At 45.0% G+C, this 24,169-nt stretch carries 22 protein-coding genes; 8 read left to right on the forward strand and 14 right to left on the reverse strand.

The features are described from left to right. Positions 1-25 precede the first annotated feature (25 nt). Positions 26-724, reverse strand: a complete 699-nt coding sequence (locus tag A6E01_RS08710) for a glutathione S-transferase family protein (protein ID WP_017027761.1) — start codon at positions 722-724, stop codon at positions 26-28. Positions 725-962: 238 nt separating this feature from the next. Between A6E01_RS08710 and A6E01_RS08715 the strand changes: the two genes are divergently transcribed. Continuing rightward, a complete protein-coding gene (locus tag A6E01_RS08715; RefSeq protein ID WP_017027760.1) occupies positions 963-1,550 on the forward strand; it encodes a YhgN family NAAT transporter in 588 nt (195 codons plus the stop codon). Positions 1,551-1,670: 120 nt separating this feature from the next. After that, positions 1,671-2,774 carry an alkene reductase gene (locus tag A6E01_RS08720; protein WP_017027759.1) on the forward strand — a complete coding sequence of 368 codons (1,104 nt, stop codon included), beginning with the start codon at positions 1,671-1,673 and terminating at the stop codon, positions 2,772-2,774. 66 nt (positions 2,775-2,840) lie between these two features. Here A6E01_RS08720 and A6E01_RS08725 read toward each other — a convergent pair whose 3' ends face one another. From A6E01_RS08725 to A6E01_RS08735, 3 genes are all read right to left on the reverse strand, one after another. Next, positions 2,841-3,965 (reverse strand): M20 family metallopeptidase, encoded by a 1,125-nt coding sequence (locus A6E01_RS08725; RefSeq protein WP_065210087.1) that lies wholly within the window; start codon positions 3,963-3,965, stop codon positions 2,841-2,843. Between the two features lie 66 nt (positions 3,966-4,031). Continuing rightward, entirely contained in the window at positions 4,032-5,399 is a 1,368-nt protein-coding gene (gene dcuC / locus A6E01_RS08730) for an anaerobic C4-dicarboxylate transporter DcuC (protein ID WP_017027757.1), read from the reverse strand. Between the two features lie 270 nt (positions 5,400-5,669). After that, positions 5,670-6,116 (reverse strand): low molecular weight protein-tyrosine-phosphatase, encoded by a 447-nt coding sequence (locus tag A6E01_RS08735; protein ID WP_017027756.1) that lies wholly within the window; start codon positions 6,114-6,116, stop codon positions 5,670-5,672. Positions 6,117-6,286: 170 nt separating this feature from the next. Between A6E01_RS08735 and cobO the strand changes: the two genes are divergently transcribed. Further along, complete coding sequence (gene cobO / locus A6E01_RS08740; RefSeq protein ID WP_017027755.1) at positions 6,287-6,883, forward strand: cob(I)yrinic acid a,c-diamide adenosyltransferase; 597 nt, start codon at positions 6,287-6,289, stop codon at positions 6,881-6,883. Between the two features lie 31 nt (positions 6,884-6,914). Here cobO and A6E01_RS08745 read toward each other — a convergent pair whose 3' ends face one another. From A6E01_RS08745 to apbC, 4 genes are all read right to left on the reverse strand, one after another. After that, on the reverse strand, positions 6,915-7,604 hold the full coding sequence (locus A6E01_RS08745) for an aspartate/glutamate racemase family protein (protein ID WP_065210088.1): 690 nt from the start codon (positions 7,602-7,604) through the stop codon (positions 6,915-6,917). A 15-nt stretch (positions 7,605-7,619) separates the two neighbouring features. Beyond that, the gene (locus tag A6E01_RS08750; RefSeq protein WP_065210089.1) at positions 7,620-9,953 is read right to left on the reverse strand and encodes an AsmA family protein; all 2,334 of its coding nucleotides are present in this window, start codon (positions 9,951-9,953) and stop codon (positions 7,620-7,622) included. A 209-nt stretch (positions 9,954-10,162) separates the two neighbouring features. Continuing rightward, positions 10,163-10,804 (reverse strand): uridine kinase, encoded by a 642-nt coding sequence (gene udk / locus A6E01_RS08755; RefSeq protein WP_017027752.1) that lies wholly within the window; start codon positions 10,802-10,804, stop codon positions 10,163-10,165. Between the two features lie 143 nt (positions 10,805-10,947). Then, a complete protein-coding gene (apbC, locus tag A6E01_RS08760) occupies positions 10,948-12,021 on the reverse strand; it encodes an iron-sulfur cluster carrier protein ApbC (protein ID WP_017027751.1) in 1,074 nt (357 codons plus the stop codon). A gap of 239 nt (positions 12,022-12,260) precedes the next feature. On the opposite strand from apbC, the gene metG reads away from it, so the two are divergent. Beyond that, complete coding sequence (gene metG / locus A6E01_RS08765; RefSeq protein WP_026026108.1) at positions 12,261-14,312, forward strand: methionine--tRNA ligase; 2,052 nt, start codon at positions 12,261-12,263, stop codon at positions 14,310-14,312. Between the two features lie 216 nt (positions 14,313-14,528). Further along, positions 14,529-15,344: a hypothetical protein gene (locus A6E01_RS08770; protein WP_065210090.1), complete on the forward strand. Its 816-nt coding sequence runs from the start codon at positions 14,529-14,531 to the stop codon at positions 15,342-15,344. On the opposite strand, the gene mlc is transcribed toward A6E01_RS08770, so the two are convergent. The 3 genes from mlc to cydH all read right to left on the reverse strand — a co-directional run bounded on the left by mlc (position 15,341) and on the right by cydH (position 17,930). After that, positions 15,341-16,555, reverse strand: coding sequence for a sugar metabolism global transcriptional regulator Mlc (gene mlc / locus A6E01_RS08775; protein WP_065210091.1), 1,215 nt, complete (start codon positions 16,553-16,555; stop codon positions 15,341-15,343). The two genes, A6E01_RS08770 and mlc, sit on opposite strands and share 4 nt — an antisense overlap. A gap of 98 nt (positions 16,556-16,653) precedes the next feature. Then, positions 16,654-17,823: a patatin-like phospholipase family protein gene (locus A6E01_RS08780; RefSeq protein WP_065210092.1), complete on the reverse strand. Its 1,170-nt coding sequence runs from the start codon at positions 17,821-17,823 to the stop codon at positions 16,654-16,656. Between the two features lie 17 nt (positions 17,824-17,840). Further along, on the reverse strand, positions 17,841-17,930 hold the full coding sequence (cydH, locus tag A6E01_RS21695) for a cytochrome bd-I oxidase subunit CydH (protein ID WP_107504252.1): 90 nt from the start codon (positions 17,928-17,930) through the stop codon (positions 17,841-17,843). Positions 17,931-18,155: 225 nt separating this feature from the next. Between cydH and A6E01_RS08785 the strand changes: the two genes are divergently transcribed. The 3 genes from A6E01_RS08785 (at position 18,156) to A6E01_RS21245 (ending at position 20,769) form a co-directional block, all read left to right on the forward strand. Beyond that, positions 18,156-18,743 carry an outer membrane beta-barrel protein gene (locus A6E01_RS08785; protein ID WP_017027746.1) on the forward strand — a complete coding sequence of 196 codons (588 nt, stop codon included), beginning with the start codon at positions 18,156-18,158 and terminating at the stop codon, positions 18,741-18,743. 455 nt (positions 18,744-19,198) lie between these two features. Beyond that, a complete protein-coding gene (locus A6E01_RS08790) occupies positions 19,199-20,668 on the forward strand; it encodes a sodium-dependent transporter (RefSeq protein WP_017027745.1) in 1,470 nt (489 codons plus the stop codon). 2 nt (positions 20,669-20,670) lie between these two features. After that, the gene (locus A6E01_RS21245) at positions 20,671-20,769 is read left to right on the forward strand and encodes a MetS family NSS transporter small subunit (protein WP_017027744.1); all 99 of its coding nucleotides are present in this window, start codon (positions 20,671-20,673) and stop codon (positions 20,767-20,769) included. 94 nt (positions 20,770-20,863) lie between these two features. Here A6E01_RS21245 and A6E01_RS08795 read toward each other — a convergent pair whose 3' ends face one another. The 3 genes from A6E01_RS08795 to A6E01_RS08805 form a co-directional block, all read right to left on the reverse strand. Then, positions 20,864-21,283 carry a hypothetical protein gene (locus A6E01_RS08795; RefSeq protein ID WP_017027743.1) on the reverse strand — a complete coding sequence of 140 codons (420 nt, stop codon included), beginning with the start codon at positions 21,281-21,283 and terminating at the stop codon, positions 20,864-20,866. 227 nt (positions 21,284-21,510) lie between these two features. Continuing rightward, a complete protein-coding gene (ptsG, locus tag A6E01_RS08800; protein WP_065210093.1) occupies positions 21,511-22,944 on the reverse strand; it encodes a PTS glucose transporter subunit IIBC in 1,434 nt (477 codons plus the stop codon). A 441-nt stretch (positions 22,945-23,385) separates the two neighbouring features. Further along, the gene (locus A6E01_RS08805; RefSeq protein WP_065210094.1) at positions 23,386-24,156 is read right to left on the reverse strand and encodes a TatD family hydrolase; all 771 of its coding nucleotides are present in this window, start codon (positions 24,154-24,156) and stop codon (positions 23,386-23,388) included. Positions 24,157-24,169 lie beyond the last annotated feature (13 nt).

Consider the following 24,169-nt stretch of genomic DNA (forward strand, 5'->3'; position numbering starts at 1 on the left):
ATAAGAGGCTTTGTCTACTTTGTTTTTAGCAGCAGCTAGTCTTTGTGCCGCACCCTTTTGGCTGAACAATATTTTGATTGTCTGCAAGATAGGTGTTGTTTAAGTAAAAGGCCTTAAATGCCGTTTCAAAGTCTTCTGACACCGTCTGCTCAACCAATCCCGAATTCAGCACGTTCTTTTGCCATGCCTGAGCCTTGGGTAAACCGCACAAAAAATCGTAGCCGCTGTGTTGTTTGATGATATGCGCTCTATGCAGCAAAGGCAGCCATGCGATATCAATGTTCCTTAATTGGTTTGATTTAAAAAAGGCGAAATCAGAGTCCAACTTTGCCTCTACCTTGTTAAATGCCGCGATTAGCTTTTCAGAGCGCTGCTCTAAGATGTCCGCACTCTTGCTACTCATTGCTCCACATTGAGGAAGATAATGCTTAGTACCTAAATAACTCCATGCTCTATCTAGCGCACGCTGTTCATTGCTCACATTCTCTTCAAGTGAGCCATATTCATCTTCTATATATTCAACGATAGCATCAGACTCAAACAATGCCGTACCTGATTCCGTAATCAATACAGGAACCTGTCCATTAGGAGAAAGGTCTAAAAACCACTGTGGCTTGTCCTTAAGACTAATGTATTCAATCTCAAACGGAATGCCTTTGGCCGCTAGAGCACCTGTCACTCGTTGAACAAAAGGGCAGATTTTAAAACTGACAATCTTTAACATGTTTTACTCTCTTAATAGTTATCTAACCTCTATAAGACGGAGTGGGTAAGGAAAAGACGACAACTATCTGAGCTTTTTTCTGAAACTAGCCTCTTATTTAAGCTAACTATCTGACAAAACAAGGACTATTCTTCTGTACAGGTAGACACATCTTGTTTCATAATCTCGGCCTTCTAAAGCAAAATGTGATCGCAAAAGGTCAACAGGGCCTAATCGACCCCAGCTATCAGGACATTGAATGGATACTATATCAGCCGCTGTGATGCTATTTCTTATCATGGACCCTATGGGCAACCTGCCCATCTTTACGTCATTACTAAAACATATTGATAAGAAACGACGTCGCCTAGTATTGATTCGTGAGCTAGTGATAGCGCTCGTGGTAATGTTCCTATTCCTATTCGCAGGCGAACAGATCCTCACCTTCCTTGGATTGGATAAAGAAGCCGTATCCATTTCTGGGGCTATCATTCTATTTTTGATCAGTCTAAAAATGATTTTTCCGCCAGAGGGTGGCCTTGGTGCGAGCTTAGGGGCAGGTGAAGAACCTCTGATAGTACCGCTGGCTATTCCTATGATGGCTGGCCCCTCTATCATTGCGACCTTAATCCTACTTGCTCACCAAGATCCACACCGCATGATGGATTGGTCGTTAGCTCTGGTTGGTGCTTGGTTGGCCTCTGCTGTGATCTTAATGTTCTCAGAGCTATTCCAGCGTATCGTTGGCGAAAAGGGCCTAAAGGCTGTTGAACGACTAATGGGAATGCTACTGCTAATGATCGCGGTTCAGATGTTCTTGAACGGCATTGAGAGCTACCTCGGTTAACCTCTAAACCAAATCGATTATTGCAAAATGAGTAAAAGTATTTTGCTCATTTTGCGGTTTAAGACAATAGTGCGCGCTGATAGTCTAGCCTCAGTTTCCAATCCATTAAGGAATTGACCCATGACTTCAGCACTATTTGAACCTATCAAACTTGGCAACATCACCCTCAAGAACCGCATTGTAATGCCTCCAATGACTCGCTCTAGAGCGTCTCAACCAGGCGATGTTGCAAATGAGATGATGGCAACCTATTACGGTCAGCGCTCTCAAGCCGGCCTCATCATCTCTGAAGGCACTCAGATCTCGCCTATGGGCAAAGGCTATGCTTGGACTCCTGGAATCTATAGCAAAGAACAAATTGCTGGCTGGAAAAAGGTTACCACTGCAGTACATGGCAATGGTGGAAAGATCTTCGCTCAGCTTTGGCACGTAGGTCGCGTCACCCACCCAGATAATATTAATGGCAACCAGCCTATCTCTTCTTCAGCAATCAAGGCTGAGAACGTTAAGGTATTCATCGATAATGGTTCAGATGAGCCGGGTTTTGTGGATGTGGTTGAGCCAAGAGAAATGACCACTGCAGATATCAAAGATGTAATCGCTGAGTTTCATCAAGCAGCGTTAAATGCACTAGAAGCGGGCTTTGATGGCATCGAGCTTCACGCAGCCAATGGTTACCTAATCAATCAATTTATCGATTCAGAATCGAATAACCGTACCGATGAATACGGTGGCAGTCTAGAGAACCGCTTACGCTTTTTGGACGAAGTAGTGACAACACTGGTTGATGCTATTGGAGCAGACCGTGTAGGCGTGCGCCTCGCACCGCTGACAACCCTAAATGGTACAGTGGATGCAAACCCAGAGCATACGTACACCGAAGCGGCTAAGCTATTGAACTCGCATAATATTGCCTACCTACACATTGCAGAGGTGGACTGGGACGACGCCCCTGATACCCCTAAGGCGTTTAAGCTTGCGCTACGCGAGGCGTTCAAGAATACCTTGATCTACGCTGGTCGCTATAAAGCCGACACTGGCGCAAAAGCAGTCGAAGAAGGATTGGCAGATATGATCGGATTTGGCCGACCATTTGTGGCAAACCCTGATCTGCCAGAGAGAATTCAAATCGGTGCACCGCTAGCACAGCACGATCCAAATACCTTGTTTGGTGGCGGTGAAAAAGGACTCACTGATTACCCGACGTTCAGTCAAGAGAAATAACAAAAAGCCCCTATTGCCACTGCTCCTTCGAGTCACAGCAATAGGGGCTTTTTTCAAATCTAGTCTTTATAAACGATTAAGTACGTTCACTAATAGGTCGAGCCTTGGCTTGATAGAATCAATCAGAAGATACTCTTTATCCGAGTGAAGACCAGCGCCAGACGGCCCAAAACCATCCAGAGTTGGCGTGCCTACATTGGCGGTAAAGTTACCATCTGATCCGCCACCGGCGTTCTCCCAGTCGTAAACGAGATTCAGTTTATCGGCTTCAGCACTCACCAGTTCAATCATCTGTTCCGTCGCAGCAGTGGGGATCATAGCGGGTTTAAAGGCCAATCGCTTAACCTCCACTCGCGCGCCTTCCTCAAACGGTGTTGCTGCCATCTGTTCTAGTTTTTGATGGATAGCTTCTGCTTCTTCATTATTCCAGAAGCGTAAGTCGACAATCGCCTTAGCGTGATCAGGAACCACATTAACAGCCACTCCCCCTTCAACCGTACCCACGTTCATTGTGGTGCCCGTCTCTAGGTTCACCATATCTTTAATAGCCAATGACCAGTGGCTTAGCTCGTAAATAGCCGACACGCCATCTTGCAGCGCCGAGCCTGCGTGAGAGGCTACCCCATGAAAGGTCAGCTCATATTTTGCATTACCTTTACGAGAACGGATCAGGTTGCCGTTTGCGCGTGAGGCCTCACACACTAGCACTTTATTACTCTTACGGGCTAAAGACTCCACCCACTCTCGAGAATATCGCGAACCAATCTCTTCATCGCTGTTCAGCGCAACAAGAATAGAAAGCTTATCTCTTTGTTCCGAAGACAGCATTTGCAGTGCATACCATGCGCTTAGGATCCCCGACTTCATATCCGTCACACCAGGGCCATAGATCTTCTCACTATCAAAAGTAAGAGGACGCGTCTCTATTGTGCCATCGGGAAATACCGTATCCATATGCCCACAAAGCATGACATCGTAACGCTCGGCATTGGGCTTATTGGTGATTTCTAGACAAGGGCCTGCATCGCTATCAACGCTACGTCTTGTAACGTTAAACCCTATTTGCTCAAACATAGGAGTCAGCACATCCGCTACGTTAGCGATGCCCTGCACGTTCGCACTGCCACAATCTATATTAACCAGCTTGGAAAGCTGCTCAATATAGGTATTTACGTCAAAAGAAACTGTCATGATACACCTCGAGAGAGCTCTCTAATTGAGAGTAGAGAGCTTATTTGAATTGATTACGCTGTCAGATTACGCCGCCATAGGTACTAGGAAAATGGTACCAATAATAACGGTGGCAAGACCACACATAACGGGAACAAAGGTACGCTTTACCACCTCAAATGGGCTGATATTACCCATACCAGAGGTTGCTACAATAACACCAGAAACAGGAGAGATTGTGCGGCCTAAGTTAGAAGCTTGAAGCATTGGGATAATAAGGAACGCTGGGTTAATGCCCATTTTACCCGCTAACGCTGGGGCCAGTTCAACAAATGCATAGAATGGCGCATTACCAGAACCGGTAGCGATGGCTGCGGCAACTGTTAGCCCCGTCAGCAATAGCATTAGAGCAATCGCGCCTGCACCTGCGTTATCCGCTAGGTGAATCAGGTTATCGATAGCGCCAATAGACATTAGGCCTTGAGCAAATACACCGGCAGCCACCAGTAGCATTACCACACCTTTAAACGCATCAGCCATACCCGCATAGCAAGATTCAAGATCTTCAAGGGTTTGCTTACCGTCAAAGCGCTTCACCACGTAATCTACTACAGCGCCGATAAAGATAGACAGTACAACGATGGTATAGATATCTAGCGAGAGGCCAGGAATCGTGCGTCCGTTGAACAAGAACACACCTAGGATTGGCAAGAACGGCAGAATGGCATAGAACGCAGGCGCATTCACTTCCATCTCTGAAAGGTCTAGCTTCTCCATTGGCGTATTTTGCTTTTTATCTAGATATTTGTTCCAGAAGTAAGCCGCAACCGCCATCACCGCGATAGCACTGATAGAAACTGGCAATACCGTTTGGAAAGCAAAGATATCTAATGCCATGCCCGATTTTTCAGCGGCAATAACCACGTCACCAGAAGTAGGAGACAAGATGATCGCAGCAGGCGATGCACACACAGCAACAGCGGCTGGACGTGAAATACCCATCGCCGTCATCATAGGGAACAAAGTCGCCATCAATAGCACACCAAGCCCTGTTGCAGAGCTTACCGCCAAAGACATCAAACACGCCACGATATAAGCCGCTACCAATAAAATGTAAGGCGATTTGATGAACGAAAGAGGTTTAGAAAACTGCTTTACCACCACATTGTTTGCGCCAATGTGTGTCATATAAGAAGCGAAACCACACAGCAACATGATTTGTAGACCAAGACCGCCACCACGGTACTGAAGCATATACTTCACAAACTCAAGTGCATCGGTAAAGGTATTACCTGTCGACGCCACTTTAGCAGGCAATACAGTGTGACCCAGTAGGCCAGTAATAATAAGGAGTGTAAGGCCAGCGGTCAGCAGTACACCTGCCGCTCGATAACCTTTAATAATGAAATAGCCGACGATTACTGTGGCGACTAATCCAATGAGTAGTTCTAACATGTCGATAAACCTTGCTAATGTTCAAATTATCGACGCAAGTTAGCAGAGCCTTTGCATTTAAAAGGGGATGCAAATCAACTTTTGATACACTTTTAACGATCAAATTTACATTTGGTTACATTCGTGAGTCGTATCAATTTTTCATTGCTTTCAACTACAGTAAATTCAACCCGCTGATTACATAACAAAAACAAATTGCTCCCACTTATACATCATCCCTGTTGCAAAAGGGAAACCTACTCCGGCTTCCCCTATTACCATCAGAGCAAGTTACAACTGAGAAAGTATTTTGTCGCTGCCACTTTCTATGAGATCAAGCACATGTTCAAACCCTTGTTCACCACCATAATAAGGATCGGGAATTTCATCAGTCTCTAGGTCTGCACCTTTAAGAAACAAAGCCAATTTGTATTGATACTCGCTAGGACAGATACCTTGAAGGTCTGCAAGGTTTTGTTTGTCCGCTGCCAGTATTTGGTCAAAGTAATAGAAATCTTCTTGCGTTACCCCTCGAGCTCGTTTTCTACCAAAGGAATAGCCCCTGCTCCGCGCTGCCGCCTCTGCACGACTGTCCGGCTTTTCTCCATGGTGATAATCAATGGTGCCTGCCGATTCTACCTCAATCAATAAGCCGTTATTTTCGGCTCTCGTTCGTAGCACGGCCTCTGCAGTTGGACTGCGGCAAATGTTTCCCATACACACAACCAAAATCTTCATTGCGATCAATCCTTCTTTTATCAGTAGAACTATGTTTATCATAGCCTTAACTCGGGATCAGCAAGTCTCAATACCGAGTATTTTTAACCATTGGCAGAATGCTCTATTAACACCATCATTCTGTGTCGCAGTTATGACGGCAATATGTCAGCAATGTAACGGGAAGGACAATGACTCAAAAACAGGATCGCCACCAGCAACGTCAGCAAAAGCTAAAAGAAAAAGTCGATGAGAAGATAGCTGCGGCTACGGAAGAAAAAGGGCTAGTGTTGGTCATAACCGGTAACGGAAAAGGAAAGTCCACATCAGGCTTTGGCACTGTGGCTCGCGCTGTAGGACACGGTTTTAGCTGTGGCGTGGCGCAGTTTATCAAGGGCACTTGGGATAACGGCGAACGAAACCTTTTAGAGCAGCATGGAGTGACATTTCATGTAATGGCGACAGGCTTTACTTGGGAAACGCAAAACAAAGAGGCAGATACTGAAGCCGCACAACTGGTATGGCAAGAGTGCAAAAAGATGCTGCAAGACCCAAGTCTCGACGTGGTGCTGCTCGATGAGCTTACCTATATGGTCAGCTTTGATTATATAGATTTGGACGAAGTGATTAACGCCATTGAACAGCGCCCAACCCAGCAATCTGTGGTCATCACAGGTCGTGGAGCGCACCGCTCGCTAATTGAATTGGCTGATACGGTATCAGAGGTGCGTAATGTTAAGCACGCCTTCGATTCTGGCATCATGGCTCGCAAAGGTATTGATTGGTAGGTAAGAGTGCGCTCTATTGATTTATGCTCTTTTAGGTCAGGGACCACTCTACTGCGGAAGAAGCGTGAATCAGCGTGGTATCAAACAAGGGAACATCAGTGTGTTCCTTGTTAACCAGCAGTCCAATCTCTGTACAGCCAAGAATCACGCCTTCGGCTCCTCGAGATTTTAAGTCTGTAATAATATCAAGGTAGATCTGGCGAGATTCAGGCAAGATCTTACCTTGGCACAATTCATCATAGATGATCGTATGGATCTGTTTGCGCTGCTCTTTATTGGGCACTAATACACAAATAGCCTGATCGGTCAGTCGCTGCTTATAAAAGTCTTGCTCCATGGTGAAGGCGGTACCCAGCAATGCAACCTTATCGATATTTTCTTGCTTAAGGGTTCGCGCGGTCGCATCCGCAATGTGGAGTAGAGGAATAGAGATAACCTGCTCAATATCCTCTGCCACCTTATGCATGGTATTCGTGCAGATCACAATGGCTTCTGCACCTGCGGTTTGCAATGAAAGTGCAGCTCTAGACAAAATCTTAGCCGCTTGCTTCCACTCTCCTTCTCGCTGAAGCTTTTCTATTTCGGCGAAGTTGACGCTATACAGCACGAGCTTCGCCGAATTTAGACCACCTAGGCGCTGCTTTACTTGAGTATTTAACAGCTGGTAGTAGGTCTGAGTGGACTCCCAACTCATTCCTCCTATTAAACCTAAGGTTTTCATTGTCATTTGCCTCGATTAGAACAATTTTTTCAGCAATGAATCCGTGATGTTCTTAGTTTCTTCATCACTGGCTTTATCACCCAGTAGTTTTTTCAAACCGCGCTCAGTTTCTTTTTTGGCCTTCTCTTCAAGCTTCTTCTTATTGCGTTCGATCTCTTGCTGTTGCAGGGCCGCCAAGTCTAAGCTCACTTTAGGGCTCGCCCAACTTCCCTGTATACGCAATGGAATAGTCAAATCGGTCAGATCATCAATGTCTTTACCGCCCTGCCCTTCAAGAGAACCCACTACCGAGGTCTTCGCTAAGATATCCATGGTCTCTTTTAGGTAGTTCGCATCACCACTCGCTTTGATGCGCAATAAAGGTGACTGTACCGACACACCAGACAGTGTTGCCACCCCTTTATTCAGCTTAACCACTGCATTCATAGCGCTAAAGTCTGTTTTCTTGGCCTCAGTTTCCTTTGGCACTTCTTCACCCTTGAACTTGGCATAGTTAGTACGAATAATTTGCGCCACATTAATGCCATTGATCGCACCATCTGCAAACTTGACCTGTATGGTGCCGGCTAAGTGCTTCTTCAGTTCATCCGGGATAAGGCTTTTACCCTTCAGGTCTATATCGATATTACCCGTGCCTTCAAGAGTGTTGTTATCCGCTACATCCACCAGTAAAGGGCCAACCTTTACGTTCTTAACCGCCGCATCGATGTCGTAGCTCGCAACAGGCTGCTTCGCATTGACTACGGCTTTGGCATTGATACTGCCTTGGTAAAGCCTTGCTTTTAAAGAACGCAGGTTAAACACGCCATCTTTAATGGCAATGTCCGCAAAGGCATTTTGCATCTTAGCGTTACTGGCCTGCAGCTTATCAATGGTGATATTACCTGCAACATCTACTGTCTTCAGTACAGATAAATCCGGTTCTTGTGCTGCCTGTGGTGTTTGATTTGATGATCCTGACGCTGCCTTTTCTGCTGTCGCAGGCTGCGTCGAATCTGCACCTGTCCATTCATCAACATTGATGTTCGGACTATGTAGCTTAAAGCGAACCTTGGGAATATCCGCTAACACAACGCTAGTAGTGCCATCAAATTGCAGGTCGTTGGCAGCCAGCTTGTTTAGAATTAGCGACAATTTATTCTTGGTAAGATCAAATTCGATGTTCGAGTTGATATCAAGATTGATCGGGTTTTGCGGTAGCGCGTCTCCTGCTACTTTACCTTTCACGTCAAAGCCATTGATATTGACCTTGGAAATCGCCTCATCAACCAACAGACTCCCCATCATTGTAATATTGCTATCCATACCCGCAGCATTACCAATTACGGCTAATTGAAAACCACCTGGTTCTCCAAACCTAAATGATGACATACCAAGCCTAACGGTTTCGATATCCAGGTCTTTACCCTTCAGAGGCGTTTCTAAAGCAAGATCTTTAATACCAAAGGTCGCGAGGTCTTTTTCCAGCTGAGCTTGTACTGTACTGGTTAGATCAAATTCGTTGCCTGCGGCATTGCCTTTGGCCAGCAAGGATATATTTGCCCATGCCCCCAATTTGAACTCATCCACTTTCAATTCAAAGCTGGCAAGATCAAAGTCAGGTTGTGAGAAGCTTCCGCCAACCTCAATGTCTTTGACTTGGTAGTCAGTAAATTCTGCATTGGTTTTTGCGTTCGCTTTACCGGATAGTGCGAATTTTTGTTGGTTGTTTACCCCAGAGAAGCTAAAGCTTACTGGTGTCCACTGGTCAAATTCAAAGTTAGCCACCTGCAGATTGACGTTCTCAAGCTTGGTATACAACTTAGCCTGGTCGTCTTTGATCTCAAGAAAGGCATTTTCAATGTTTGCCCCTTCAAGTGAGATAGTCCATGGTTCTGCGGGTGCATCGGTAGTTGTGGTCTCAGTGCTTGTCTCAGTAGTAGACTCAGTAGCGACTGATTCGTCGGCGACTTGTTGAGATCCCGTAAGGGCATCGAGGTTACTGCTGCCATCTGCGTGAGTTTCCATATAGAACTCAGCGCCAACCAAGGTGACATTTCCTACTCTTAGCTCTTTATCCAGTAATGGAAGAACGGAGATATCCAAGCCGACTTGGTCGACTTTTAGCATGTTAGGGGCACTAAACCCTTCTGGGTTACTTAGCGTGGTTTTACCAAGAGAAAATCCAATAGAAGGAAAGAACTGCCAACCAATATCCCCTTCGATGGTTAAATCAAGGTTGGTCTGCTTCTTAGCTTGCTCCACCAGCATGGGTTTAAATTGATTGGGGTCGACAAATACTAGCAAGGCGACGACGGCTAATACGACCAACACGATTGGTGTGATGATAAATAATGACAGCTTTTTCATCTTTTCTTCCCTGTAACCTGATTTTTCTATGCGCTCGCTGGGTTTGGCAAACGTTAGATACAAAAAATGGCACATCCGTGCCATTTAATTCTTAACCAAAACTTGCCACTTGTATGTAACGTCAGCCTAAAAAATACTGTGCTTATTCTTTAGGTGTAATGAAACCGTGTGTGCCAAGTCTATTAAAGCGACAACTAGTCAGTAAATTACTAAGATTTCAATAATTTAGCAATATGTGCTTTTAATACATCAATCGCGATACGGTTTTTACCACCACGTGGAACAATGATGTCGGCGTATTGCTTTGACGGCTCAATAAACTGCATAAACATTGGGCGCACTGTTTTTTGGTATTGGTTCAGTACGGACTCCATGGTGCGGCCACGTTCTTCAACATCACGCTTCACACGGCGTAGCAAACAAATATCCAAAGGAGTGTCCATAAATACGCTTGCATGCATGATCTTGCGAAGACGAGGGTCTGTTAGTAGCAAGATACCTTCAAGGATAATAACTTTTTTAGGTGTCATGGTTTTCGTGTTGCTAGTGCGAGTATGCTCTGTATAGCTGTACTCTGGCACTTCAACCGCATGGCCATCAGCCAGTTGCTGAAGATGCTCACACAATAGATCGTGATCCAATGCCTTTGGATGGTCGTAGTTGGTCTTTACGCGCTCTTCCATGCTCAAATGACTTTGGTCATTGTAGTATCTGTCTTCCGTGATTACACCGATTTGATCTGGGCCTACCTTTGCACGCAGCTCGTTATAGATAGTACTAGCAATAAGGCTCTTACCGGACGCCGATGCACCCGCGATGCCGACGATGACACATTGATTATTTTCAGACATTTACTGATCCTAACGAAAAACAGAATTTAAACCGTGTAATTATAGGGATTGATAAACTTTGATACCAGAAATAAGCTCATAATCCCTAAAGGTTGGGCATAATATAGTCAGCCATTAGCAAATGCGGTACACAATACGCACAATTATTTTACTTCAACAAAACTGATGCGTTCAGGCTGGGGTTTACCATGCCAAAATAAGCGACTCACCACTTGTTCTGCCAGTTGTAAATAACCTTGCGCTTGCTCTGCTGATTCAGGGTTTACCACAGAAGGCACCCCCATATCGATGTCTCGGCGAACGTTAAGGTGCAATGGCAATTGACCCAATACTGATATCCCCTTTTCTGCGGCTAATTTCACCGCGCCACCACTGCCAAAGATGTCTTCATGTGAGCCACAATTGCTACACACGTGATAGCTCATGTTCTCGATAAGCCCTAATACTCCAACCTCGGCTTTCTCAAACATGGCGATACCTTTTATTGCATCTGCCAGCGCCAAGTCTTGCGGTGTTGTCACCACTAATGCACTGGTTAATGGTATCTCTTGAGAAAGGGTCAGCTGCAGATCGCCCGTGCCCGGTGGCATATCGATAATCAGATAATCCAACTCTGGCCATTGCGTTTCTTTGAGCAGTTGCATCAACGCCTTCGATGCCATAGGGCCACGCCAAACCGCTGCATCATCACTTGAAATCAAATAGCCAATGGATTGAGTAAAAACGCCGTGCGCTTCTAACGGTTTCATCCACTTATTGTCGATGATTTCTAAGTTTTTGCCCTTAGTACCGAACATCAACGGAATAGAAGGACCGTACACATCAGCGTCCAGCACGCCTACCTTAGCGCCTTGCTTGGCGATAGCTAGAGCCAGATTTGCGGTAGTGGTGGATTTGCCCACTCCGCCCTTTGCCGATGTCACGGCAATGATATTTTTAATGCTGGTTAGGCTGCTGACAACCTTGCTCTCAAGCGGGCGTACTCGGGCTGAAACATAAAACGTGTACTCATCCCATTCAGTTGGAGCATCGTGCTGTGATATCCAATCGCCAACCGCTTGCGTTAAAGACTCCACCAAAAAGGGGATCTCTACATCAATCGCTTTGTCCTTTTCGTCTACGGTCACCACGCCTTGAGTCGCCGCCCACTCACTCACAAGTAACGGATGCTGAAATTGATTCAACCAAGCGTGAAGACCCTGTATTTCTTTATTCATTGATGCGTCCTTTTCTAGTTATGAATACATCTTAGCGCTAATATCGCGCTGAATTAACAGGATTCTTTCACCTATAACAAATTAGCGACATATGTGCGGTTATTTTCAGCAATTACCTAGGTTTCCTTACTTGTTACTAGGTAAACACAATGCAATTTATCCGTGAGATCCTTTTCGTTATTGCTAGCTTACGGTAGTATAAGCGCCTACAAATTTAACCTATCTGCGAAAAGTTAAGTATGACTACTGAATTAAGAAAAATGCTCGTCACTTGTGCGCTACCGTATGCCAATGGTTCAATCCATTTAGGTCATATGCTTGAGCACATCCAAGCTGATATCTGGGTGCGTTACCAACGCCTACGTGGTAACACGGTAAACTTTGTGTGTGCCGATGATGCGCACGGTACCCCTATCATGCTTAAAGCCCAGCAGATGGGAATTTCGCCAGAAGACATGATCGCAGCGGTAAGCGAAGAACATCAAAAAGACTTCGCAGGTTTTGACATCAGCTTTGATAATTATCACAGCACTCACAGTGAAGAGAACCGTGAGCTGGCGTCTAACATCTACCTTGAGCTTAAGAAGAATGGCTTTATCTCTAGCCGTACTATCTCGCAGCTGTTTGACCCAGAAAAAGAAATGTTCCTGCCGGATCGCTTCGTTAAAGGCACCTGCCCTAAGTGTAAGTCTGAGGACCAATACGGCGACAACTGTGACAACTGTGGTGAGACCTACAGCCCAACAGAGCTTATTAATCCTAAGTCTGCGGTATCTGGTGCGACTCCAGTAATGAAAGACTCTGAGCACTTCTTCTTCGACCTTCCGCAGTTTGAAAGCATGCTAAAAGAGTGGACTCGCTCGGGCTCTTTACAAAGCGAAACCGCGAACAAGATGCAAGAGTGGTTTGAATCAGGCCTGCAACAGTGGGATATTTCTCGCGATGCACCTTACTTTGGTTTTGAAATCCCAGGCGAGAAGAATAAGTTTTTCTACGTATGGCTAGACGCACCTGTGGGTTACATGGCATCTTTCAAAAACCTTTGTAGCAAGCGTGATGACCTAGATTTCGAAGAATACTGGAAGAAAGACAGCACCACTGAGCTGTATCACTTCATCGGTAAAGACATCGTTTACTTCCACAGCCTATTCTGGCCAGCCATGCTAGAGGGCGCAGGTTTCCGTAAGCCAAACAATGTTTTTGTGCACGGCTACGTAACGGTAAACGGCGCAAAAATGTCTAAATCTAAAGGCACCTTCATTAAAGCGAGCACTTACCTAGATCACCTAGATCCAGAGTGTCTGCGCTACTACTACGCGGCTAAGCTAAACAGTCGTATTGATGACCTAGACCTTAACCTTGAAGACTTCACTCAGCGTGTAAACTCTGATGTTGTAAACAAGATCGTTAACCTAGCATCTCGTAATGCTGGTTTCATCACCAAGCGCTTTGAAGGCAAGCTGTCTCAAGACTTTGCTGAGCCAGCGCTATACAAAGAGTTTGCTGACGCCGCTGACCGTATTGCAGAGCTGTACGAAACTCGCGAATTTAGCCGAGCTATACGCGAAATCACTGCACTGGCAGATAAAGCAAACCAATACGTTGATGAAAAAGCACCTTGGGTTGTTGCTAAGCAAGAAGGCCAAGACAAAGAGCTTCAAGACATCTGTTCTGTGGGCATTAACCTGTTCCGCGTGCTAATGACTTACTTGAAACCGGTTATGCCAGAGCTTGCAGCTCGCACTGAAGGCTTCTTGAATCAAGAGTTGACTTGGGAAGGTGTCGCAATGCCTTTAACTGATCACGAGATCAGCAAGTTCAAAGCGCTATTTAACCGTGTTGACCCTAAAAAGGTAGAAGCAATGGTTGAAGCATCGAAAGAAGATGCGGCAGCTGAAGCAGCGGCCAAAGAACAAGCAGAGCAAGCTAAAAACGAAACTGAGCTGACCAAAGAGCCAATCGCTGATGAAATCGAGTTCGATGATTTTGCCAAGGTTGACCTGCGTATCGCTAAGATCGTCGAGTGTGAATCTGTGCCTAAAGCAAACAAACTACTAAGACTGGTACTGGATCTTGGTGGTGAAACTCGTCAAGTATTTGCTGGCATCAAATCAGCCTATCAGCCAGAAGACCTCATTGGTAAGCACACCGTAATGGTAGCAAACCTTAAACCTCGTAAAATGAAGTTTGGTATGTCTGAAGGCATGGTGTTGGCAGCAGGCCCTGGTGGTAAAGATCTTTGGATCTTAGAGCCTCATGAAGGTGCACAGCCTGGCATGCGCGTAATGTAAGCGCCGTACTGTCACAAAGTGGTTCAATACTAAAATACCGGCCTTAATGGCCGGTATTTTTTTGCGCCAAACCAGTGCAATATCGCCCTCAAGTAACGCAACTTAATTCACGCTTTATATGCAACTCACTGTTTTTATTAACGAAAGCACACAAACCCCCTCTGGCATAGATACTGCAATACCCTTATTTGACTCGTAGCTTTTAGGGAGTAAGTTATGTTCATGATTATTGCAGCCAGTCTCAGCGCTATCATCGTGCTCTATTTATTGATGCGACACGGCAGGCAATCCAAACTCAATGACAATCGCTATCGGTTGGTGTGCGAACTGCGCAGCGTTGCCGAGCAACTGCGCGAGCACAGGCACCTTGCCCACACTCATCTTAGCTTTGAACCTATCCCCGATAACCATACCGTTGAGATTGAGAAAAACATCAGTAACTCGCTGCTCTTCCTCGTCGAAAAAAGCTTCGTCAATGACCGTCCAATGTTTCGTCTTTTGATGAAACAGATACAAACATTACTGTTTGAATGGCGCGATATGACGCCATCTAAGAGCCAAATGAGCCACGGTAAAGCCATACGCGCTACCTTGTACCTCATTGATGAAATCGTACTAACTTGGTTGGTAGAGTCCGATCAGGTGGAATTGAGTGAGCAATATTCACGGCAATGGAGCCACGTCATTGATTCATTGGAGGCGTTGACCCAGTTTAGAATGCTGGTAAGTGATTCTAGAGATGAGCTGCAGTGTGAGCGCCTGAATCTGAAGGCACAAGTACTGCTGCGTAAAATAAATCGATTAAGCTTACTGTCACCCTTGGGCGTACATGCTCCGAGTACCAGTCATGCGGCAAGACAATTAACTGAAATCATCTCTGCCCATGGTCATATCGAAGAGTTGGATGAACGAGAGCTTTATCAGCTAACAAGTACGTTATCACTGGCCATATTTAAAGTGTACGACCAAATCTTAATTGAGCTTAGCGAGCAGCTTAATCAGCCTTTGCCAGCTAAAGAAGTTAAGGCCTAGCCCTCGACCACTTTCATCAAGAGTACACCATCATACAGGGCTTGCTTAATCAAGGCGGCACCCGGCATGGTGGCGTTCTTGATAAAGCGACTTGGTACAATTTCTAAGTCTTGACGATAGATAGGCAGGCTTTGCTCCTGCACGCAGCGTTCAATCTCAGGCAAGATGATGCCTTTGGCTACGTTGATGTCGCCACCAATGAGTACCTTCTCTGGATTAAACATATTCACCACCAAAGAAACCGCCATACCCAAGCGCTTTGCTAGCTGCTTAATGATTTTCAGTGCAACCTCATCGCCATTATTGGCTGCCATACAGATATTGATGACCGATAGGGTTTCTAGCTCTAAACTGGTTTCATCACCGGCGGCAATGGCTTCTTGGGCCTGGCGAAGCAGCGCATGAGAGCTAGCTACCGTTTCCAAGCAGCCTCTATTACCACAGTGGCAAGGGTAACCATTTGGATCCACTTGGATATGGCCAAGCTCACCTACGTTCCCCAAACGACCCTGAAGGACTTTGTCCTCAAGGATAATCCCTGCACCAATACCATTGTGAATAGAGATCAGCACAGAGTTTTTGTTCTGCTGAGAATTACCAAATAACTTTTCAGCCAGTGCCCATGCGCGCGTATCGTTGGCAATAAATACAGGCAGGCCTGTCGCTTTATACAACGCAGGGCCAAGCTCAAGATACTTCACATCAAAGTGAGGCATCTGCAACACTAAACCACTTTCAGAGTGAACAAGACCCGGTAGCGTAATCGCAATACTGGTCATGCGCTCTAGTACTGCTCCCTTATCTTCGAAGAACTGAGTAATCTCAGACAACAGACGCTCAAGCATCTCATCTTGATGACGCTCTTCAATATCGATGTACTTTTCAGTGATCACCTCGCCGCCGAGTTCATGCAGTGCGATGGTTAAGTAACCTCGGCCTAGACGAAGCGATAAGAACTGCCAACCTTCATTATTGGTTTGCAATCCAACAGCAGGGCGACCACGACTTGTCGCCTCTTGCACAACCGTCTCATGGATAAGATGGGCATCGATGAGCTCGCGGGTGATCTTAGTGATACTCGCTGGCGCAAGAGCGCTCAGCTTAGATAGGTCGATTCGGGAGATGGGACCAAATTGATCAATTAGTTGATACACCTTGCCGGCGTTAATCTGTTTAATATGGTCAATGTGGCTTGGTTGAGCCGTGTACATAGAATTTCTCCCCAATCGTGAGGTTCTATTTTTTTACAGCTCGAAGTAAATGTGAAGCACTGTTATCTAAAGGCGTGAGCCTGCTCACCGATTAAGCGTTAATTGACGTGTGCGCCTTTCTTTATCTTTCTTTTTCGAGTGCTCTGATACTCATCAATGAAGCGATATCCCGAGTTTAATCCCTGCTGATAGTCAAAGAGTAGGTCCTCGGTACTGCTCATCAGCGACGAACTGCGCAGAGGTTCTTCTGGGATGATCTGCATCACGTAGCAGTCTTCAGGTGGGTTAGAGATAAATTCTTGAGTCAACGCATAGGTTTGATAGTGCACCATTAGCATATCGGCTAACCCTGCATCGAGTCGATTGCCTAGCAAATGAGACAATCGATAGACGTTGTCCGCCCCGAATAACCATCGACCTCCATTGAGTAGCTCTAAACGCGACATGGGTTTTCCAGATCCGCTTTGACCCACTCTCTCATCGATAAAGTCTTCAATACTCTTTTTGCCTTGATCGAGCTTGTCGTTCCAAAAACTTTGAATATTGTCTATCGGACTGCGATACCAGACCTCTTTGTCATGCGCCTGCGCAGACTCTGCTCCTTCTTGCCCTGTAAGCAAAGGGTGTTCTGGTAACTCGGTTCGAATAACCACAATACTACGAGCGCCTTGCCTCCAAGCTTCTTGAACCGGTACCGACGCTGAGACCCCCCCATCCACAAATTCCTTACCTGCTACAGAAATGGGCCTAGATACAAGGTTAGGTATCGCGCACGTTGCCCGAATAACATCTAGCCAATCAGTCGAAAGCATAGGGAGATAGTCATCGTGGAAATTGTCTGCTCGTGTCACTGCAGCAAAGGCCTCTCTTCCAACAAGCATTTCTTTCCCCATATCAATATCGAGTTTATAAGGAGGAGAACAAATCTTACCGAGCGCCCAATCGAGCCCAATATAATGTTTTTGCCTGATAAAACTGAACAGATTGAAAAAACGATCGTCAGTGGTGAGGTCTAAAAGGAATGATTTCCCGATTTCGGGTTGCCGGCAGAGGTACGCACAAAGGTTGAGCGCGCCAGCAGAGGTGCCATAGAAGGTGTTAAATGGGTCAAAATTGGAATACAAGAAAGCATCTAAAACACCGGCGGTGAAGATACTACGTTGTCCTCCTCCCTGTGCAACTAGCGCATTTTTGCCATTAATATACTCAGCAAACATCTCTTGCTTGTATAAGGCATTGTTACCCCAAACTAACCCACTATTGTCCATTTATCCACCAAAAGAAATTAGCTAAACACCGCCACTAATCCATAAGCGATAAGTATTGCAAAGATTGAGGTTACTATTGTTATGGTAAATTTTAGATCGGTACTCATTCTCTCACCTTATAGATATTCGACAGTCCCTAAAGATAATAATACCTAGGGTTAACATAAGTTTTAGCATTCCTCAGTTTACCTCTCAAGACTTAGCGAAAAGCCGTGCAGAATTATGCAGTTACTGTCACAATTACAACTACGTAACTTAGTCGCTACATTAGCGAGAGTGTCGATCGTTGACACTAAGTAAACATGCTCTAGATTGACAAGGATGACAATACTATGAACAGAAAGACCCTCACCCTATTGGTACTAGCCTGTGGTTATCCTGCTGTATCTCAAGCAAACATCCACATTACCCCTATGGTTGGCTACAGCATGGGTGGTTCGTTTGATACCGAAGAGAATGGCAGTTTTGATATCAAAGAAGCCGTCAACTACAACATTGCGATTGAAACTAATGTCGATGCAGGACGCTTAGGCTTACTCTATTCTCAACAAGACTCTTCTATTGAAGACGTTAATCTTGATACCACACTGCGCTACTTACACTTTCAAAGTGCCGTCTTTTATCCATCAGGAGACAAGTGGAACTCCTACATAGGTCTGAGTTTAGGTGGAACACAAATAGATGTTCAGGGCGCAAGCAATGAATACAAATTCTCTGCAGGCTTCTATGGCGGTGTCGAATACAAATTCACTGACAGTTTTGCCCTGCAAGGACAGGTTCGCTACTTAGGAACCTTGGTTGATGGGGATTCCATTACGGTATGTAACTCTTCTAGCGATGGTACAAGCTGTAAGTATGCGTTCTCCGGTGATTGGATGAGCCAAGTTCAAGCCAACCTAGGCTTTAGATTTAGCTTCTAAATCGATACATAATCACAACAATATATTAACGAGCGAGAGATCCTTGGTTTTTCGCTCTTAAATTAACATTTAGTCATATCCTCTAACTTAAACCATTTATTTAATTGATGACAGCGGTCAGAAAGTCATTTGCAGTACGATCCATTAATAAGCTCCCTATCACCAGCAATTCTGCGATCATTCTTACCAAATATGAGCCTTATTTTATCTTGCCAGACAGAATATCTCACGGTAACCTGCCGTTATGACCCAGAATATTCTACTAGTTTTAGAGCCTGGGCAGTAAATTCTCAAAAATAAACCACTACTTATTAAGCGTTAAATCAGAACTAATAACTACCTTATCGCATTGATGCGAGGTGATTATTTTATACACTCTGGTTATTTAAGCAAAAGAGACTCTTAACTCTCAATTAATATTTGCAACTCTTCATAAGTAATTACAAGGAGTAATTATGAAACGAGAACAATGGGGTTCCCGTACCGGATTTATCTTAGCCGCAGTAGGCTCAGCAATCGGTCTAGGTAATATATGGCGCTTCCCGTATATGGCCTACGAAAATGGCGGTGGCGCATTCTTTATCCCTTACCTTTTCGCCATGTTAACGGCCGGTATTCCATTTATGATTATGGAATTCAAGCTGGGTCAAAAATATCGTGGTTCTGCACCTGCAGCACTTCGCTCTGTCAATCCAAAGTTTGAATGGTTGGGCTGGTTCCAAGTTGGTATTGCAGCATGTATCGCTGTTTACTACGTTGCTGTTATCGGTTGGTCGATCTCATACCTTGGCATGTCTTTCAATCAGGGTTGGGGAACCGACACTAACGCCTTCTTCTTCAGCGAGTACTTGAACCTAGGTGATAACTCACCGTCTAACCTTGGCTCTATCCAATGGAAGATTGCGGGCACCATGCTTCTAGCTTGGGCTATCACCTATTCAGCCATTGCAGGTGGTGTTAAGTCTGGTATCGAACGCGCAGCTAAAATCATGATGCCAGTATTGTTCATTATGGTATTAGTGCTAATCGGTCGCACTATCTTCCTACCGGGTGCACTTAACGGCATCAACTACCTGTTTGAACCAGATTTCAGTAAGATCATGGATCTTAAGGTGTGGGCAGCGGCTTATGGTCAGATCTTCTTCACCCTAAGTATCGGCTTTGCAATCATGCTTGCTTACTCTAGCTACCTGCCAGAGAAATCAGACATCAATAACAACGCCTTTATGACGGTATTGATTAACTGTGGCTTCTCTATCCTTGCGGGTATCATGATCTTCTCTGTATTAGGCTTCATGGCACATGAACAAGGTAAAGAGCTCACAGACGTGGTTTCTGCTGGTGTAGGTCTTGCCTTCGTTACATTGCCTGCGGCAATCAACGAGCTACCTGCTCCTTATATCCTAGGTCCACTACTGTTCCTAGCACTGACTATTGCTGGTTTAAGCTCGCACATATCAATCATTGAAGCGGTAACATCGGCAATCATTGATAAGTTTAAGCTAGAACGTAAAAAAGCAGCGACATTGGTGTGTGGTATTGGCGCGATAGTCTCTCTAGCGTTTGCTACCAACGGTGGTTTGCTACTGCTAGACCTTGTTGACTACTTCACTAACCAGATTGGTATCGTACTAAGCTGCTTCATCGAAGTTCTGTTGATTGTATGGATTGTTAAGACCGCAACGATTCGCAACTATGTAAACTCAGTCTCTGATTTCCAAATTGGCGTTTGGTTTGATGTTTGCTTGAAGTTTGTAAGCCCAGCAATTCTAGCGCTAACACTATTCAACACATTGAAAGCAACCCTAACAGACGGTTATGGCGGCTACGCACAATCTGATCTGCTACTACTGGGTTGGGGACTACTCGCTCTTCTCGTTATCATTGGTGTAGCGATTAACGTACTAAGCAAAAAGGAAGCGTAATTATGACGACTAGCGCAATCATTATGATGGTTCTTGGCCTTGGGATTACTTGGGGTGGCGCAGCCATCTGTATCCGTAAGGCAATGAAAAAACAGCAATAAAAACGAGTAGCTGACAGTTTAAAGCTGTCAGCTATCAGAAATGAAAAAGCCGACATAGTCTATGTCGGCTTTCTTGTATCTATTTGCATAAAAATTAGAAGCGGTAAGTCACACCTATTGCGGCACCGAACTTAAGCTTTGATTTGTCTTGGATCTGCCATTCTGGTGCAACTTGTCCAAAGGCATTCCAATTTGGCGCGAAGTTCCAATCCAAGCCTAGTGGTACTCGAAGACCCCAATCGTCATCCCATTCATACCAGCCACCAGCCCCGACATACCAATCAAAAGGAACATCTTGAGAAAAGCTGCCTTTGGCAAAATGGTAATCAAACGCCATTCCATCATTGCCTACCGTTAAGTTAAATCTGTCTTCAAATTTAACTACCGCACTTAGGCCCTGATCAAACGCCATACCTACTTTAACATTAGTAGGACCGGCTGCTTTCGCTGCTCCAACATAGGTTGCTACACCAGTAAGAACTGCCGTGACCAATGCTAACTTCCCAATATTCACTTTATGTATCCTTGATTATGTGTAACTTCGCGAATTTTAACCTTATTTTAGCGCTCTTTGTCAGCGATATGTGATGAAATCTGTAAAAGTGCGTTTCGTAACACATTTTTATTTCTAGTAACACATTCAGCCCTTGTATACCAAGGGTGATTAGAGCATCGCAGTTTGTTCAAGATCAAAAAAAGGAGGCCTAAGCCTCCTTTTTGTATCATGGTTATATGTGGATATTAACCGTTGTTACGAATCCACTCGTCCATGTCTGTTTTAAGGTTGTCAGACTTAGTACCGAAGATAGCCTGTACACCACCTGAAACAACAACTACACCCGCTGCGCCAAGTTGCTTAAGCTTATCTTGGTCAACGTTATCAGTGTCAGCCACTGCTACACGTAGACGTGTAATACAAGCATCAAGACCTGTGATGTTCGCTTTGCCACCGAATGCAGCAACAAGCTCGCCTGCTAGTTCAGAACCAGTTGCAACTGAAGCTGCTTCTTCTGTTTCGTCTTCACGACCAGGAGTTTTAAGGTCCATAGCAGTGATAACAGCGCGGAATACGAAGTAGTAGATTGCAGCGTAACCAAGACCAACAGCAACCATTAGACCCATCTTCTGAGCATTACCAGAAAGAACGATGAAGTCGATTAGACCGTGTGAGAATGATGTACCGTGTACAAAGCCTAGTACGTTAGAAACAACGTATGCAGAACCAGCTAGTAGTGCGTGAATTCCGTAAAGTACAGGAGCAACGAATAGGAATGAGAATTCGATTGGCTCAGTGATACCTGTTAGGAAAGAAGTCAACGCAGCAGAAAGCATGATACCCATTACTTTAGCGCGGTTTTCAGGCTTAGCACAGTGTGCAATAGCGATTGCAGCAGCTGGTAGACCGAACATCTTGAACATGTAACCGCCAGCAAGTTGACCGAAGCCATTACCTGCAGCACGAGATGCTTCATCAGCAACTAGGTAACAAGTTAGAACACCGTTTTGAGCTACGCCGTTTCCGTCAACACAAGAACCTGCTTCGAAGAAGAAAGGTACGTTCCAAACGTGGTGAAGACCGAATGGGATTAGTGAACGCTCAACGATACCGTAGATACCAAATGCTAGCTCAGGGTTTTGTTCAGCTGCCCAGTGTGAAAATGCACCGATTGCAGAACCGATTGGTGGCCATATGATAGAAAGTAGGATACCAAGACCAATAGATAGGAAACCAGTGATGATTGGCACAGCACGCTTACCAGCGAAGAAGCCAAGGTACTCTGGAAGTTGGATGCGGAAGAAACGTGCAAATGACCATGCAGCAACACCACCGACTAGGATACCACCTAGAACACCAGTATCGATTTTCTCAACGCCCATAACACCAGCCATAACGCTAAGTGTTGCAGTCATGATGCCGTAACCAACGATAGCAGCTAGACCTGCTACACCGTCGTTATCTGTAAAGCCAAGTGCCACACCAACAGCAAATAGCAGAGCCATTTGACCGAATACTGAGCCACCCGCTTGTTCCATTAAGTTAGATACAACGTCTGGAATGAAACCAAGGTCAGCGGCGCCGACACCTAGTAGAATACCTGCAACTGGAAGTACTGATACTGGTAGCATCAGAGACTTACCAACTTTCTGCAAGTTCGCAAAAAGGTTCTTAAACATGTTTATGCTCCTGAAAGATTATTAGTATTTTGTCGGGTCCCATCGACTTACCCCCGTAGTCCGAATGATGGTTCCCATCGAAGAAATGTAACCTCTACGATTATATTTTTCGTCTCTAAATATATATTGATGCGCCTCAACTTTCCTCACTGACTAAAATCTAAGTTTTCAAAAGCCGTTATGGATCACATTCGACAACACGAACAATAAACAAACAAATGCATCCTAAGTAACTGTATTTAAATAAAAAAACTACATTAAAAATGACGTTATTCACTAATGTACGCGCTTTCAAGTACTTATTTTTTATACGGAAACTTACTACAACAGCTATGTGAAGTCGATTTTAAACACATAACATAATAAACAACACATATGGTAATTATGCTAAGTTATCGCATCATTTTAGACCAAAGAGGTGAAATACGCACAAAAACTAACTTAGCGACGCAAAAAAAGATCGGCGAAATTTTGCGTAGTTTTTTCCGCTACCTGACCTAATGAAATGCCTTTTAGCTGCGCAATATAGCTTGCAACTTCAACTACATAGGCAGGTTGGTTCTCTTTTCCTCGGTGAGGCACTGGCGCCAAATACGGAGAATCTGTTTCAATAAGCAAACGTTCTAGAGGTAATTTTTTAACAACCTCTTTTAATTCAATAGCTTGACGAAAAGTCACGATCCCTGACACTGAAATGTAGAATCCGAGTTCCATCGCAGCTTCTGCAAATGACTGGTCTTCAGTAAAACAGTGGATAACCCCACCGCACTTTTCTGCCCCACCGTCACGCAATATTGCGAGTGTCTCTGCTCGTGCCTGTCGCGTATGGATAATCAAAGGCTTTTTTACTTCAACCGCTAGCTCAACTTGTTGTTCAAATCGTTCGATCTGTAAGTTCTTGGTCTCTGGCTTGTAATGAAAATCAAGACCGGTCTCACCAATCGCTACTACCTTTTCATGTCGAGCAAAAGAAGCAAGCTGTTCAAGGTCAAATGCGCTCTCCACATCAAGAGGATGAACCCCTGCAGAAGCATGAACCTGTGGAAAGGGAGTAATGAGCTCGATCATCTTTGGAAAAGCGTCAAGGGTCACTCCAACCGATAACAGTTGCTTGACGTTTGCTGCTTCCGCTTTAGCAATGACGTCGGCTACACCAGTGTGCAAGTCTTGATAATTCAGCTTATCAAGATGGCAATGAGAATCTACAAACATATAACACCTATAA

Origin of the sequence: Vibrio breoganii, from assembly GCF_001677275.1 — a bacterium.
Classification (GTDB): Bacteria; Pseudomonadota; Gammaproteobacteria; order Enterobacterales; family Vibrionaceae; genus Vibrio; species Vibrio breoganii.